General features: G+C 75.1%; 10 protein-coding genes. 1 reads left to right on the top strand and 9 read right to left on the bottom strand.

The annotated features are described in order from the left end of the window. Positions 1 to 41: 41 nt before the first annotated feature. From ACI8AF_RS06930 to ACI8AF_RS06940, 3 genes are all read right to left on the bottom strand, one after another. Positions 42 to 2,741: a zinc-dependent metalloprotease family protein gene (locus ACI8AF_RS06930; RefSeq protein ID WP_456538954.1), complete on the bottom strand. Its 2,700-nt coding sequence runs from the start codon at positions 2,739 to 2,741 to the stop codon at positions 42 to 44. A gap of 84 nt (positions 2,742 to 2,825) precedes the next feature. Then, positions 2,826 to 4,520, bottom strand: coding sequence for a reprolysin-like metallopeptidase (locus tag ACI8AF_RS06935; RefSeq protein ID WP_456538955.1), 1,695 nt, complete (start codon positions 4,518 to 4,520; stop codon positions 2,826 to 2,828). 99 nt (positions 4,521 to 4,619) lie between these two features. Further along, a complete protein-coding gene (locus ACI8AF_RS06940; protein WP_456538956.1) occupies positions 4,620 to 6,068 on the bottom strand; it encodes an NAD(P)H-quinone dehydrogenase in 1,449 nt (482 codons plus the stop codon). Between the two features lie 54 nt (positions 6,069 to 6,122). Here ACI8AF_RS06940 and ACI8AF_RS06945 point away from each other — a divergent pair, with 54 nt between their 5' ends. Continuing rightward, positions 6,123 to 6,575, top strand: a complete 453-nt coding sequence (locus tag ACI8AF_RS06945; protein WP_456538957.1) for a gamma-glutamylcyclotransferase family protein — start codon at positions 6,123 to 6,125, stop codon at positions 6,573 to 6,575. Here ACI8AF_RS06945 and ACI8AF_RS06950 read toward each other — a convergent pair. The 6 genes from ACI8AF_RS06950 to ACI8AF_RS06975 form a co-directional block, all read right to left on the bottom strand. Continuing rightward, positions 6,530 to 7,489, bottom strand: coding sequence for an endonuclease domain-containing protein (locus tag ACI8AF_RS06950; protein ID WP_456538958.1), 960 nt, complete (start codon positions 7,487 to 7,489; stop codon positions 6,530 to 6,532). The genes ACI8AF_RS06945 and ACI8AF_RS06950 overlap by 46 nt on opposite strands. 159 nt (positions 7,490 to 7,648) lie before the next feature. Next, positions 7,649 to 8,629: a methylmalonyl Co-A mutase-associated GTPase MeaB gene (gene meaB, locus ACI8AF_RS06955; protein ID WP_456538959.1), complete on the bottom strand. Its 981-nt coding sequence runs from the start codon at positions 8,627 to 8,629 to the stop codon at positions 7,649 to 7,651. Continuing rightward, positions 8,619 to 10,826 carry a methylmalonyl-CoA mutase gene (gene scpA / locus ACI8AF_RS06960; protein WP_456538960.1) on the bottom strand — a complete coding sequence of 736 codons (2,208 nt, stop codon included), beginning with the start codon at positions 10,824 to 10,826 and terminating at the stop codon, positions 8,619 to 8,621. Before scpA ends, meaB begins: the two co-directional genes overlap by 11 nt. Continuing rightward, positions 10,823 to 12,691 carry a methylmalonyl-CoA mutase subunit beta gene (locus tag ACI8AF_RS06965; protein WP_456538961.1) on the bottom strand — a complete coding sequence of 623 codons (1,869 nt, stop codon included), beginning with the start codon at positions 12,689 to 12,691 and terminating at the stop codon, positions 10,823 to 10,825. The genes scpA and ACI8AF_RS06965 overlap by 4 nt, the downstream gene beginning before the upstream one ends. 96 nt (positions 12,692 to 12,787) lie before the next feature. Beyond that, positions 12,788 to 14,062, bottom strand: a complete 1,275-nt coding sequence (locus ACI8AF_RS06970; RefSeq protein WP_456538962.1) for an amidohydrolase — start codon at positions 14,060 to 14,062, stop codon at positions 12,788 to 12,790. Further along, a complete protein-coding gene (locus ACI8AF_RS06975) occupies positions 14,062 to 15,219 on the bottom strand; it encodes a glutamate--cysteine ligase (RefSeq protein ID WP_456538963.1) in 1,158 nt (385 codons plus the stop codon). The genes ACI8AF_RS06970 and ACI8AF_RS06975 overlap by 1 nt, the downstream gene beginning before the upstream one ends. Between the last annotated feature and the right edge of the window lie 17 nt (positions 15,220 to 15,236).

The following is a 15,236-nucleotide window of genomic DNA, read 5'->3' on the forward strand; positions in this document are numbered from 1 at the left end:
GAACGTACCGGTCGGATCCGTTCCCGTTCGTCGCGCGCGGGTCAGACGTGAACGGTGCGGCAGCCGAGCGAGGTGTTCCACCAGCCGACCTCGCGGTCGATGGCGTAGACGCAGACCGAGTGCGCCCCCGGCGCCAGCGTGGTCGTCCACGCGAAGCCGTGGTCGGGTCCCGCCTGCGGCAGGGCCGCGCCCACGTCGGGCCGGGCCCGGTCGGCGGTCAGGGCGGTGCCGGCGCCGTCGACGTAGACGTGCACCTCCGCCGGCGCGGTCGCCGAGTCGGGGTCCACCGCCCAGCCGGCCACCGTCAGCGACGTGCCCGACACGGACGCGACCTCCCAGTTGCCGGACGGGCGCGTCATCGCCACCGTGACCTGCCGGCAGCCCAGCCACGTGTTCATCCAGAAGAAGTGGCTGTCGATCGCGTAGGCGCACACGGTGTGCCCGCCCGGGGCCACGCCGGTCGACCAGCTGAAGCCGTGGTCGGGTCCCCACTGCGGGAAGGCCGCGCCCACGTCCGGACGCGAACCGGACGCGGTCAGCGCCGTCCCGGCGCCGTCGACGTAGACGTGCACCTGCGTCGGCGTGGTCGGGGTGTCCGGGTCGACCGCCCAACCCACCACCGACAGCGTCGTCCCCGCCGTCGTCATGGCCTCCCAGTTCGCCGTCGGCCGCGTCGTCGCCACGCTGACCTGGCGGCAGCCCAGCGAGGTGTTCAGCCAGGAGAACTGGCTGTCGATCGCGTAGGCGCACACGGTGTGCCCGCCCGCGGCGAGCGTGGTCGACCAGGTGAACCCGTGGGCCGGCCCGGCGTGCGGGAAGGCCGCGCCCACGTCGGGCCGCGAGCCGTTCGCCGTCAGCGCGGTGCCGGCACCGTCGACGTAGACGTGCACCTGCGTCGGCGTGGTCGGGGCGTCCGGGTCGAACGCCCAGCCGCCGACCGACAGCGTCGTGCCCGAGACGGAGAGGACCTCCCAGTTCGCTTGAGGAGGCGTCATGCCCACCGCGAGCTGCCGGCACCCGAGCGGGGTGTTCGCCCACCCGGCCTGCACGTCGATCGCGTAGAGGCAGGCGGTGTGCATCCCCGGCGCGACCTGCGCCGACCACTGGAACCCATGCGCGTTGCCGGCCTGGGGGAACGCGGCGCCGACGTCGGGCCGGTTCCCGTCGGCGGTCAGCACCGTCGCCCCGCCGTCCAGGTAGAGGTGCACCTGACCCGACCAGGACGGCGAGTCGGGGTCGAGCGCCCAGCCACCGAGCGTCAGCGTCGTCCCCGAGACCGACGCGACCTCCCAGTTCGCCAGGGGCAGCCGGTTCGTGGCCGCCGTCCAGGTCCGCAGGCTCGGCCCGGTGGTGACCTGCACGGTGGCCGTCGCCCCGGGGGTGCCGGCCACGGTGATCCGGAACGTCCCGTAGCCGAGGGTGACCGTCTGCCCGACGGGCAGGGCCACCTGCATGTCCGAGGAGGAGGTGGTGGGCGTCGCGTCGAAGAGCAGGGAGGTGTCGTTCCACCCGCCCTGCTGCTGGCGGAGGAGCACGCCGGACTGCAGCCGCGGCCAGTTGGCCGACGTCCCCAGCCAGCCGTCCCGGCCGCCGGGCGGCCGGTACTCCAGCCAGTAGACGGAGCCGTCGGGACCCGCCAGGCGCACGCCGCGGGTGCCCGTCCGCCCCGACACCGGGCTCAGGGTCACCGTCGTGGGCGCGGCGCCCCAGGTCACCGTCTGCTGCTCCCCCGGGGTCAGCAGGCCGATCCGGGCGGCCTGCCCCACCGTGAGGGACCCGACCTGGTCCCAGGAGATCCCCATGACGTCGTAGTAGTCGCGGTAGGACACCGTGCGGCAGGTGCCGGTGTCGACCGCCCCGCTGCACAGCCGGCCCGACGAGTGCCCCAGGCCGAAGTTGTGGCCGAGCTCGTGGGCGATCACCGAGGTGGCCGTGTCGGTGACGTAGATCCGCCCGGCGGAGTGCAGGCCGCTGCCGATCTCGCCGAGCCCGTAGGAGCACCCGGGCGCGTTCTGCGGCAGGTAGACGAGCAGGTGCTGGCCCGTCGTCCGCTGCCACTCGGCGCCCGCCGCCCGGGTCCGGGCGACGGCCTGGTCCCACAGCGCGGTCGGGTCGGAGCAGTCGACGGTCGCCGGCGCCCAGTCGTAGGTGGCGCTCACCCCGAGCTGCACGGCCCCGTTGCTCTCCGCCGCCCAGAACTCCTTGACCGGGCCCTCGACCGCCCTCCTGACGTCCTCGGGCGTGCGCGCGTCGGGCGCGGCGTCGGGCAGGGACATCATCACCACGGTCACCCAGTCGGTGACCGCGGCGGCCGGGGCGGTCGGCGCGGGGGCCTCGGGTGCTGCCGGTGCCACGACCTCGGCGGCGAGCACCTCGCGCGCCTCGTCGAGGCCCTGCTGGTCGGCGGCGACGTCCTCGACCTCGTCGCCGAGGGTCACCGAGACGGTGGCGCCGACGGCGACGTCGTCCAGCTCGCGCTGCAGGTCGTCGGTGGGCACCCGGACCGCCTCGCCCACCTCGGGCTCGACCCAGGTGAGCAGGGCGTCGTCGCCGTGCGCGGACTCGTCGTGCGGGTCCTCCGGGTCGGCCCAGGCCTGGACCAGGGTGCCGACGACGGTGCCGCCGGCGGCCGGGTCGTCCTCGGCCTGCGCCAGGGCGGGCAGCCCCACGACCGGCAGCGCGAGGGCAGCCGCCAGCAGCACCGCGCGGCGGGACCACGGACGGCGGGGACTGGGCAGCACACGAGCTCCTTGGCGGCGGGGGAACCGTTCTCCGTCATCGGCAGACCGGACCGGCCTCCTGAACGGGTTCGCCCGATCGGTGGATCAGCGGCGCGAGCGCTTCTGCAGCACCGTCGCCCCGGCGAGGAGCAGCGCGAAGACGCCCATGACGACGATGGCCAGGACGCGGGTCATGGTGGCGGTGCCGGAGGACTCGGCGGCCTCGGTGAGCGCGGGGCTGTCGGCGGGCGCGCTGCCGGCGGTCGCCGCTTGCACCGGCGCGGGCTCCGGCGCCGCCTGCACCTCGGCGGGCGTCCCGGCCTCGGCGGCCGCGCCGGCCGGTGCCGCGGCCGCCGCCTGGCCCGGGACGGCGGCTGCGGCCGGCGCACCCGGCAGCACCCCGCCGGGCTGCGCGGCGGGCGGGGCGGCGGGGGCGGCGACGCCCGGTGCCGCCGCGACGGTCACGGTGGCGCCCGCCGGCCCCACGGCCTCGACGGTGACGGTGAACGCCCCGCCGCCCACCGGGACGGCGACGCCGACCGGCAGCGCGGCCTGCAGGTCGCGGTCCCAGCCGCCGGACGCCGACGGCGTCGCGTCGAGCAGCAGCGACGTGTCGGGGAAGGTCCCGACCCGGTGCAGCAGGACGCCGGCCTCGAGGCCGAAGCGGTTGTCGCGCGAGCCGAGCCAGGCGTCCTGCCCGGTGGCCGCGCGGTACTCGAGCCAGTACGAGGTGCCGTCGGTGGCGGTCAGCCGCAGCGCGCGGGTGCCGTCGGCGCCCGCCAGCGGGGCGAGCGCGTGGGAGGTCGTGGCGCTGCCGGGGACGACGTCGGCGACCGCGGCGGCGGGCAGCACCTGCAGCTGGGCGGCCTGGACGGCGGTGAGCGCGCCGACCTGGGCCCAGGAGGCGCCCATGACGTCGTAGTAGTCGCGGTAGCCCTGGGTGCGGCAGGTGCCGGTGTCCACGGCGCCGTCGCACTGCAGGCCCGAGGAGTGGCCCAGCCCGAAGTTGTGGCCCAGCTCGTGGGCGATCACGGTCGGCAGGAGGTCGCGGACGTACACGGCGCCGCCGGCGCCGGTCCCCGCGCCCACCTGGCCGAGCGCGTAGGAGCAACCGGGGAGGGCGGCGGGGCGGCTGCTGACGTAGAGCACCAGGTGACGGCCCGGCCCGGGCTGGAAACCGACGCGGCGCGCCGCCTCGGTCCAGAGGGCGGTGGGGTCCTGGCAGCCGGCGTCGGTGGTGATCCAGTCGTGCGCCGCGGTGACGCCGAGCCGCACCGCGCCGCCGGTCTGCTGCGACCAGAACCGCGCGACCGGGCCGTCGACCGCGCCGACGAGCTGGGCGAGGGCGGCGCCGTCCCGCTCGCCGCCGGCCGGCACGACCATCGCCACGGTCACCTGGTTGGTCAGGGCCCCGGTGGCGGGCGCGACCGCCGCCGGGCGGCGGAGCACGTCGCTGTCGAGCACCTCGAACGCCGGCTCGTAGCCCTCGTCGGCGGCCTCGTCGGCCACCTCGTCGCCGACGGAGACGGAGACCGTGGCGCCCGCGGGCACGTCGGCCAGGTCCTCGGTGGCCACCCGCACGGACCCGCCCTCGGCGGTGCGGACGAACGACAGCGGCTCCTCCGAGGCGTGCTCGGCGGCCGGGTCGGCCTCCTCGGGCCAGGCCCGGACGAGCTCACCGACGACGGCCGGCGCGGCCGGGTCGTCGGCGGCGGCGGGCGCCGCTGGCAGCAGCACGCCGGCGCCGACCGCGAGGGCGGCGAGCAGGCGGACGGCGGAGCGGCGCGGGGAAGAAGACATCCCCTCCGTCATCGGCGGGTTCGACAGCGGTCGGCACGGACTTGAGCCGAATCCGCGCCTCGTTCGCCCCAGCCGCCCCGCGGGTCGCGGGCGCCCCGCTCAGATCAGGTCGTCGTCCAGACCCATGAGCCGCCGGCCGGCCTCGGTGATCGACCCGGACAGCGACGGGTAGATGGCGAAGGTGTTCGCCAGGTCGGCGACGGTGAGGCCCTTCGTGACCGCCAGGGCGATCGGCAGGATCAGCTCGGAGGCCCCCGGCGCCACGACGACGCCGCCGACGACCACGCCGGTCGAGCGGCGGGCGTGCAGCTTGACGAACCCGTCGCGCAGGTCGCTCATCTTGGCCCGCGCGTTGGTGGCCAGCGGCAGCCGGACCGCTTCGACGTCGGGGTGTTCGGGCAGCGCCTTCTCCTGGAGCCCGACGGTGGCGATCTCGGGGTGGGTGAACACGTTGGCGGCGACGGTGCGCAGCCGGATCGGGGCCACCGCCTCGCCCAGCGCGTGCCACATGGCGATCCGGCCCTGCATCGCGGCGACGGAGGCCAGCTGGAAGACACCGGTCACGTCACCGGCGGCGTAGATGCCCGGCACCGTCGTCCGCGAGACCCGGTCGACGACGACGTGCCCGGACCCGGTCACCTGCACGCCGTGCGAGTCGAGGTTGAGGCCGGCGGTGTTCGGCACGGTGCCGACCGTCATGAGCACGTGCGAGCCCTCGACCGTGCGGCCGTCGGTGAGCGAGACCGAGACGCCCTTCTCGGTGCGCTGCGCCCCGGCGGCCCGGCCGCGCTCCAGCCGCCCGCCGCGGGACTGGAAGACCTGCTCGAGCACCTCGGCGGCGTCGGAGTCCTCGCCGGGCAGCACCCGGTCGCGGGAGGAGACCAGCGTGACCGGGACGCCGGCCTCCAGGTAGCCGGAGGCGAACTCCGCGCCGGTGACGCCGGAGCCGACCACGATCAGGTGCTCCGGCAGCTCCTCGAGCTCGTAGACCTGGCGCCAGTCGAGGATCCGCTCGCCGTCGGGCTCGGCGCCGGGCAGCACCCGGGGGTCGGCGCCGGTGGCGATCAGGACGACGTCGCCCTCGATCTCGTCGAGCACCGACCCGTCGTCGCCGAGGATCTCCACCTCGTGCGCCGCCAGGCCCGGCACGTCGTCGGCCAGCCGGCCGCGGCCCGGGACGATCCGCACGCCCTCACCGGTCAGCCGGGCGTGGATGTCGGCCGACTGCGCCATGGCCAGGTTCTTCACGCGGTGGTTGGCGGTGGCCAGGTCGAGGCCGATCGCGTCGGGGTCGGCACCGCGCAGCCCCAGGACGGCGGAGTCGCGCACCGACGTCATCGACCCGGCGGCGGCGATGAGCGTCTTCGACGGGACGCAGTCGGTGAGCACGCTCGCCCCGCCCATGCCGTCCTTCTCGATGACGGTGACCTGCGCACCGAGCTGGGCGGCGACCAGCGCGGCCTCGTAGCCGGCCGGGCCGCCGCCGATGATCACGATGCGGGTCATGGGTGGTACTCCCCCGGAAGGCGGTGCGGACGTCGTCGCCATTGTCCCCGTTGCGGTGATCGGCCGTCGGCACCGACCCCGATACCCTCGGCGGCGATGGGCCTCTACGCCGCCTACGGGTCGAACATGGACCCCGAGCAGATGCGCCGGCGCTGCCCGGCGTCCCCGCACGCGGGGACCGGGTGGATCCGTGGCTGGCGGCTGACGTTCGGGGCCGAGGAGTTCGGCTGGGAGGGTGCTCTGGCCACCCTGGTCCCGGACGACACCGCGCCCGGCGTCTACGTCGCGCTCTACGACCTGACCGAGGCGGACGAGCGCACGCTCGATGCCTGGGAGGGCGCCGACCACGGCCTCTACCGCAAGCTGCACCTGCGGGTGCACACCCTCGACGGCGACGTCGTCGCCTACGTCTACGCCCTCGACGCGTTCGAGGGCGGCCTGCCCTCGGCCCGCCACCTGGGCGCGATCGCCGATGCGGCCGAGGCCGCCGGCGCCCCCGACGACTACGTCAGCGAGCTGCGCTCCCGGGACTGCCGCACCGCCTTCTGATCGTCCGTGATTCGCCACGAGCGGGGCGGGAGCCGCAGGGCGCGGGCGGTGACGGCGAGCATCTGCCGGTGGGAGCGGTAGACGTCGTGCCCGGTGAAGTGCAGCAGGGTCCAGCCGTTCTCGGTGAGCCAGTTGTGCCGCCGCCGGTCGTCGCGGAGCTGCTCGGACGTCATGTGCGCCTCCTGGCCGTCGAACTCCGCGCCCACCCGCTCCTCGCGCCAACCGAGGTCGATCCACCGGGCCCGGCCCTCGGCCGGCACTCTCACCTGCAGGTCCGGGGACGGAAAGCCCGCGTCGAGGAAGCGCCAGCGCATGCGCGACTCCATCGCCGAGTCCACCCGTCGATCGGCCCATGGCACCAGCCGGCGCAGGCGCACGACATGCCGCAGGCCCGCCTGGGCCTCGGCAGCGACTACGAGGTCCTCCCTGCGGCAGAAGCCGGAGGCCAGGGCGGCGTCCAGGGTCGCGAGGCCGTCGATCGGTGGGGTCGTGCGGACGACGTCGCAGGCGGTCCGGGCGGCGGGCGTGCACCAGATCCCGTCGACCAGGACGGCGTCATCGGTGCCGAGGCTGGAGGGGTGCACCCGGATCCCGGGGCGGGACCTGTTCACCAGCTCCGGCGGTCCGAGGAAGTGCAGGGTGTCGTCGCCCAGGACGTCGAAGTCCCAGAGGCGCGCCGCCGTCGAATGGCAGGCGACCAGGTCGGGGCCGACCAGCAACGACGCCGCGTGCAGCTGGACGGCGAACGAATCGGGGACGTCGCCGTCGACGAGCACGCCCCGCCACCGGGATCTTCGCCAGCGGCCGGAGCGCACCAGCCGCCGGACCTCGGCGTCCGAACAGCTGTCGAGGGCCTGGGAGACGGTGAACACGCCGCCCTGGCGGGCGATGGTCCGGTACAGCGCGAAGTCCACGCCCCGAGGCTGCGGAGCACGGCCACGTCCCAGCCCGGGCTGGCGAGTTGTGTGGACGAGGCCGCGCCCTGTGGATCCGCGACGATCATGAAGTTCCGGAAGCGACATGCGGGGAGACCGCGGTGTGTCGCTTCCCGAACTCCATGATCGTGGGGGAAGTCACTCGCCGAGGAAGGTCTCCAGGAGCTGCTTCGCGGCGAGGGCGGGGGTGAGCTCGCCGGCGAGGACGGACTTCTCCAGGTCCGGGGCCAGCGCCTTGACGCCGGGGTGGGCGCGCAGCCGGTGCTCGAGGCCGTCGCGGACCAGCTGCCAGGTCCAGCGCACCTGCTGCGTGCGGCGCTTCTCGTCGAACGCACCGGAGGCGCGGCCGTGGTCCTGGTGCTCGACCAGCTTCGCCCAGACCTCGTCCAGGCCGGCGCCGGTCAGCCCGGAGCAGGTGAGCACCGGCACGTCCCACGCACCGCCGCGCCCGCGCAGCAGCCGGATGGCCTGGGACAGCTCGCGGGCGGCCGAGCGCGCGTCGGTCTCCCCCGGCCCGTCGGCCTTGTTCACCGCGATGACGTCGGCGATCTCGAGGATGCCGCGCTTGATCCCCTGCAGCTGGTCGCCGGTGCGGGCCAGCGTGAGGAAGAGGAAGGAGTCGACCATCTCGGCGACGGCGATCTCCGACTGCCCCACGCCGACCGTCTCGACCAGGACGACGTCGTAGCCGGCCGCCTCGACCACCACCATCGACTCCCGGGTGGCCTGCGCGACCCCGCCGAGGGTGCCCGAGGTCGGCGACGGCCGGATGAACGCGTCGGGGTCGACCGACAGCCGGCTCATCCGGGTCTTGTCGCCGAGGATCGACCCACCCGACCGGGCGGACGACGGGTCGACGGCGAGCACCGCCACCTTCGACCCGGCGCCGGTCAGGGTCACCCCGAGCTGGTCGATGAACGTCGACTTGCCGACGCCCGGGACCCCGCTGATGCCCACCCGCCGCGCGCCGCCCGCGTGCGGCAGCAGGGCGACCAGCAGCTCCTGCGCGGCCTCGCGGTGGTCGGCCCGCCGCGACTCGACCAGCGTGATCGCGCGCGACACCGCCCGCCGGTCCCCGGCCCGCACCCCCTCGGCGAGGGCGGCGACGTCAGTGGCCAAGACGCTCGGACAGGGTCTTCAGCAGGTCCTGCGCCGCCTCGGCGATGACCGTGCCCGGCTGGTAGACCGCGGCCGCGCCCATCTCCAGCAGGGTCGGCACGTCGTCGGGCGGGATGACGCCGCCGACGACGATCAGCACGTCGTCGGCGCCGAGCTCGGCGAGCGCGTCGCGCAGCGCCGGCACCAGCGTGAGGTGGCCGGCGGCCAGCGAGTTGACGCCGACGACGTGCACGTCGGCCTCCACCGCCTGCCGGGCGACCTCCTCCGGCGTCTGGAACAGCGGGCCGACGTCGACGTCGAAGCCCAGGTCGGCGAACGCGGTCGCGATCACCTTCTGACCGCGGTCGTGGCCGTCCTGGCCCATCTTGGCCACGAGGATCCGCGGACGGCGCCCCTCGGCCTCCTCGAACTCCTCGGCCAGCCGCCGGGCGGCCTCGACCGGCTCCGACGCCCCTGCTTCGTCGCGGTACACACCGGAGATGGTGCGCACCTGGGCGGCGTGCCGGCCGTGCACGGCCTCCAGCGCGTCGGAGATCTCGCCGACGGTGGCCTGCGCCCGGGCGGCGTCGACCGCCAGCTTCAGCAGGTTGTCGTCCAGCGACGAGCCCCGCCGTCCCTCCGCCGCCGCGCGGGCGGCGTCGGTGAGCCGCCGCAGCGCCGCCTCGACGGCGGAGGAGTCCCGCGACGCGCGCAGCTGCGAGAGCTTCGCCTTCTGCTCGGCCAGCACCTGCGCGTTGTCGACCCGCAGCACCTCGACCGCCTCGTCGGCGGCGACCCGGTACTTGTTGACGCCGATGACCGGCTGGATGCCGGCGTCGATGCGGGCCTGGGTGCGGGCGGCGGCCTCCTCGATGCGCAGCTTCGGGATGCCGTCGTCGATCGCCTGCGCCATGCCGCCGTGCTCGGCGACCTCCTGGATGTGCGCCCACGCGGCGCGGGCCAGGTCGTAGGTCAGCTTCTCCACGTATGCCGACCCGCCCCAGGGGTCGATGACCCGCGTCGTCCCCGACTCCTGCTGCAGCAGCAGCTGGGTGTTTCGGGCGATCCGCGCGGAGAAGTCGGTGGGCAGCGCCAGCGCCTCGTCGAGGGCGTTGGTGTGCAGCGACTGGGTGTGCCCCTGGGTGGCGGCCATCGCCTCCAGGCAGGTGCGGACGACGTTGTTGTAGACGTCCTGCGCCGTCAGCGACCAGCCCGAGGTCTGCGAGTGGGTGCGCAGCGACATCGACTTCGGGTCCTGGGCGCCGGCCTCCTTCATCAGCCGCGCCCACAGCAGCCGGGCGGCGCGCAGCTTGGCGACCTCCATGAAGAAGTTCATGCCGATCGCCCAGAAGAACGACAGCCGCGGGGCGAACGCGTCGACGTCCAGCCCGGCGTCCTTGCCCGCCTTCACGTACTCGACCCCGTCGGCCAGCGTGTACGCCAGCTCCAGGTCGGCGGTCGCCCCCGCCTCCTGGATGTGGTAGCCGGAGATGGAGATCGAGTTGAACCGCGGCATCTGCTGCGAGGTGAACGCGAAGATGTCGCTGACGATCTGCATCGACGGCTTCGGCGGGTAGATGTAGGTGTTGCGGACCATGAACTCCTTGAGGATGTCGTTCTGGATGGTCCCGGCCAGCTGCGCCGGCGCCACCCCCTGCTCCTCGGCCGCCAGGATGTAGAGCGCCATCACCGGCAGCACGGCGCCGTTCATGGTCATCGACACGGTCATCCGGTCCAGCGGGATGCCGTCGAAGAGCTGGCGCATGTCGAGGATGGAGTCGATCGCCACACCCGCCATGCCGACGTCGCCGACGACCCGCGGGTGGTCGGAGTCGTAGCCGCGGTGGGTGGGCAGGTCGAAGGCGATCGACAGGCCCTTCTGCCCGGCGGCCAGGTTGCGCCGGTAAAACGCGTTGGACTCCGCGGCTGTGGAGAAGCCCGCGTACTGGCGGACCGTCCACGGCTGGGTCGTGTACATCGTCGGGTAGGGCCCGCGCAGGTAGGGCGCGATGCCCGGGTAGGTGCCGAGGAAGTCCAGCCCCTCGAGGTCGGCCGGGGTGTACAGCGGGGGGACGGCGATGCCCTCCGGCGTCTCCCAGGTCGCCTCGGCCACGCTGCGGCCGGTGGCCTCCTCGAACGCCTTGGCCCAGTCGTCGGCCGACGCCGACGACGACGGCCGGCCGAGCTCCAGGTTCCCGAAGTCGGGGATCGCGCTCATCGCTGCACTCCCAGCTGCTCGAAGACCGTGTGCAAGGTGTCGAGGGCGTCGCACCCGGCGTACACGTACCCGTCGACGCCGTCCACCCCGAGCGACGGTCGGCCGGCGAGCCAGACGGCACCCGCGCCGGCGTCCCTCAGCTCCTCCGCGAGCGCGGCGGCCGACGCGGCGTAGTCGTCGTCGGTGCCGCAGATGCAGGCCACCGTCGTCGCCGCCTCCGCGAAGCCGGTGGCGCCGTCGCCGGCCGGCGTCGCGATCCCACCGGCCTGGAACAGGTTGCCCGCGAAGGTCGCGCGGGCGGTGTGCCGGGCCACCGGGCCGATCGTGGCCAGGTACACGGCCGGCCGGCGCTCGGCGGCGTCGGCGGCGTCCCGCAGGGCCTCGAACCCCTGCGCCGCCCGCACCTGCGGCAGCCCCCCGGTGGGTCGCGGGTCGGCGGCCGGGGCCCGCTCGGGCAGCCTCTCGGCCAGGTTCGGGAACTCGCTGACGCCGGTGATCGCGTCGCTGCGCTCGGCCAGCCGCCGCTGCCGCTCCGACCACGCCGTGGCGATCCGGTCGCGGACCAGGCCCGACGCCAGCGCGGCCGACAGCCCGCCCGCGCGCTCGATCTCGGTGAACCACGCCCAGGCGGCCTGCGCGAGGTCCTCGGTGAGCGACTCGACGTAGAAGGAACCGCCGGCCGGGTCCAGCACGCGGGCCAGCGACCCCTCCTCGATGAGCAGGTTCTGGGTGTTGCGGGCGATCCGGCGGGAGAAGCTGTCGGGCAGCCCGAGCGCGGCGTCGAACGGCTGCACCGTGACGACGTCGGCGCCGCCCACGCCGGCGGCGAAGCAGGCCACCGTCGTCCGCAGCATGTTCACCCAGGGATCGCGCCGCGTCGTCATCACCGACGAGGTGACCGCGTGCTGGCGCTGGGCGCGGACGTCGGGCGCGGCGCCCGAGGCCTCCCCCACCCGGTCCCACAGCCGCCGGGCGGCGCGCAGCGCGGCGATCGTCGTGAACTGGTCGGCGGTCGCGGAGTAGCGGAACTCCAGCGCCGGGAACGCCTCGTCGACCGGCAGCCCGCCCTCGGTGAGCGCCCGCAGGTAGGCCACCCCGGCGGCCAGCGAGCAGCCGAGCTCCTCCACGGCCGAGGCGCCGGCGTCGGCGAAGACGGTGGCGTCGACGGTGACCGCCCGCAGGCCCAGCGGCGCCGCGCGGCGGGCGAGGTCGGCCAGCCCGGCGAGGTCCTGCTCCCGGCCCGACGCGGCGAGGTCGCCGAGCGGGTCGAGGCCGAGCGAGCCGCCCGGCGCGAGGTCGGTGCGCCCCTCGACCAGGGACAGGAACGCCTCGGCGGCCGGACGGCCCCCGGAGACGCTCACCGGCGCGACGTCGAGCAGGACGTCGGCGAGGACCTCCGGCAGCGCGTCGACCGGGATCGCGCCCTCGCCGAGGACCAGCCACAGCGAGGTGCCGCCGTTCTCCAGGTCGGCGAGCACCGCCTCCCGGGTGACGGCGACGTCGGGGTGCGCGTGCCGCTGGCGCACGTCCCAGCCGCCGGGCACCTCGCTCGACCCGGCGCCGGCCCGGGCGCCGCGCACGAAGGGCGCCAGCCCCGGCACCCCGACGGCCGACGGCAGGTCGGCGGCGTCCTCCGGGGTGTAGAGCGGCGCGACCGCGACGCCGGTGGCGACGGTGCGGCGCAGCGCGTCCTCGACCGGGTCGGGCAGCTCGGTGCGGCCGGTCTTGCGCAGCACGCCGGCCACGAGCCGGCGCCACTCGTCGCGGGTGGCCGCCGGGAACTCCCCGGCGAGCACCAGCTCGTCGGGGACCTCGTGCTCGGCGGGCACGTCGGCCCCGGCCGGGTGCTGGGGGTCGGAACTCATCGTCGAATTCCCGCCTCTCGTCGACGGCACTCCGCAAGCAGTGTGTCCGGGAATGGCAGTGTCGCGGCGAGACGTGCGTCACGTCCGCGCGGGGGGTCAACCCGCCGCGCGCTCGGCCCCGCTCGGCTCGTCGTCCCGCCGCGACGGGCTGTCCCCCGGCGCCCGCTTGCCGGTGCGCGCCGGGCCGGAGTCGGCCGCGAGCGCGTGCAGCGCGGTCCGGGCGAGCATCCGGACGCCGACGCCGATGGCCCGCTCGTCGACGTCGAACGTGCCGCGGTGCAGGTCCAGCGCCGGCCCGCCGCCGTGCGTGCCCAGCCGCGCCAGCGCGATCGGCAGCACGTCGGCGAACCAGCCGAAGTCCTCCCCGCCCATGCTCTGCGGCGAGGCCACCACGCCGTCGGCGCCCACGGTCTCCAGCGCGGCGGCGCGCAGCAGCGCGACCGAGCGGGGGTCGTTGACCACCGGGGGCACGCCGCGCACGTAGTCGACGTCCACCTGGGCGCCGGTGGTGGCCGCCACCCGCTCGACGAGGGAGCGCAGCAGCTCCTCGGCGTCCTTCCACGCCTCGCGGTCGAGCACCCGCACGGTGCCGCGCAGGTGGCCGCGCTGCGGGATGGCGTTGGCCGCGATGCCGGCGTTGACCGCACCCCACACCAGCGACATGCCGGCGCGCGGGTCGACCTGCCGGGACAGCAGCGACGGCACCTCGGTGATCAGCCGGCCGAGGGCGTCGACCAGGTCGACGGTGAGCTGCGGGCGGGCGGTGTGCCCACCGGGGCCCATGAGCGCGACGTCCATGCGGTCGCAGGCGGCGGTGATGGCGCCGGTGCGCAGCCCGACCTTGCCGGCGGGCACCGACGGGTCGCAGTGCAGCGCGAACGCGCGCGACGCCCCGTCGAGCACGCCGGCCGCGACCACCTCGGTGGCGCCGCCGGGCACGGTCTCCTCGGCCGGCTGGAACACGCAGCGCACGGTGCCGGGCACCCCGTCGGCCTCGGCCAGCGCCAGCGCCACCCCGAGGACGACGGTGGTGTGCACGTCGTGGCCGCAGGCGTGGCAGAGCCCCTCCTTGGTGGAGGCGTAGGGCACGTCCTTGAGGTCGTGCAGCGGCAGCGCGTCGATGTCGGCCCGCAGCACGACCGTCGGTGCCCCGGAGCCGACCTCGACCACCAGCCCGGTGCCGGTGGGCAGCCGCCGCGGCGAGAGCCCCGCCTGGCGCAGCCGCTGCTCGAGGAAGGACGTCGTCTCGAACTCGGCGAACGCCAGCTCCGGGTGGGCGTGCAGGTGCCGCCGCGTGGCGACCAGCTGCGAGTGGCGGTCCCGCACCCAGTCGTCGACGCCGGCGCCCAGCTTCTCGACGACCCCGTCCATCAGGCCATCCCGCTCGGTTGCGGTGCGGGGAGCCCGTCCCTGAGCTCGGTCACGAGGCTGTCGACGACGGCGGTCAGGTCGCCGTCGTGCGCGGCGGCGACCGCGCGCTGCCGCTGGTAGGAGGCGCCCACGGCGAGCACCCGCTCGACGTCGGCGAGCTCGGCCGAGCAGCCCAGCCGCCGCGCGGTCGGGGCCAGGTCCTCCACCAGGTCGAGGATCGCCTGGCGCACCGGCCGGACGGTGCCCTTCTCGTCGACGACGATGTCGGCGTCGAGGCCGTACCGGGCCGCCCGCCACTTGTTCTCCCGCAGCACCCAGCTCGCCGGTGTCGGCAGCGTGTAGCCGCGGTCGAGCTGGCTGTCGAACTGCTCGACCAGGCACTGCGAGAGCGCGGCCACGGCGCCGATCTCGTCGAGCGTCGGCAGGCCGTCGCAGATGCGCAGCTCGACGGTGCCGAAGTTGGGGTGCGGCCGGATGTCCCACCAGACCTCGCGCACGCTCTCGATGGCGTGGGTGGAGATCAGGGTCTCCATGTAGGTCTCGAACTCGTCCCAGCCGGACAGCTGGTAGGGCAGCCCGGCGGTCGGCATGCTCTCGAACACCTTGCTGCGGGCCGAGGCCAGCCCGGTGTCGGCGCCCTTCCAGAACGGCGAGGACGCCGAGAGCGCCAGGAAGTGCGGCACGTACTGGGTGAGCGCGTTGACCATGGGGATGGCCTTCTCCGGTGCGCGGACGCCGACGTGCACGTGCACCCCGAAGATCTGCAGCCGGCGGGCGAGCCACTGCATCCGCTCGACCAGCTCGAGGTAGCGCTCCTTGGGCGAGATCTGCTGGGTCTGCCAGTCGGTGAACGGGTGGGTGCCCGCGCACATCAGGCCCAGCCCCCGCCGGTCGGCCGCGGCCACCACCTCGGTGAGGGTGCCGGCCAGGTCCTCCTTGGCCTCGGCCACCGTGCCGCAGATGCCGGTGATGATCTCGATCGTGGACTGCAGCAGCTCGTGCTTGGCCTTGGGGTGCTCGGCCGCACCCTCGGGACGGAGCTCCTCGAGGATCTCGACCGCACCGGCGGTGAGCTCGCGGGTCCGCCGGTCGACGAGCTGCAGCTCCCACTCCACGCCGAGGCTGGCGCGTTCCGAGGACTCGAACGGGATCTGCACCCCGAAAGTCTAAGGAC

It is taken from the genome of Blastococcus sp. SYSU D00669 (assembly GCF_054050715.1).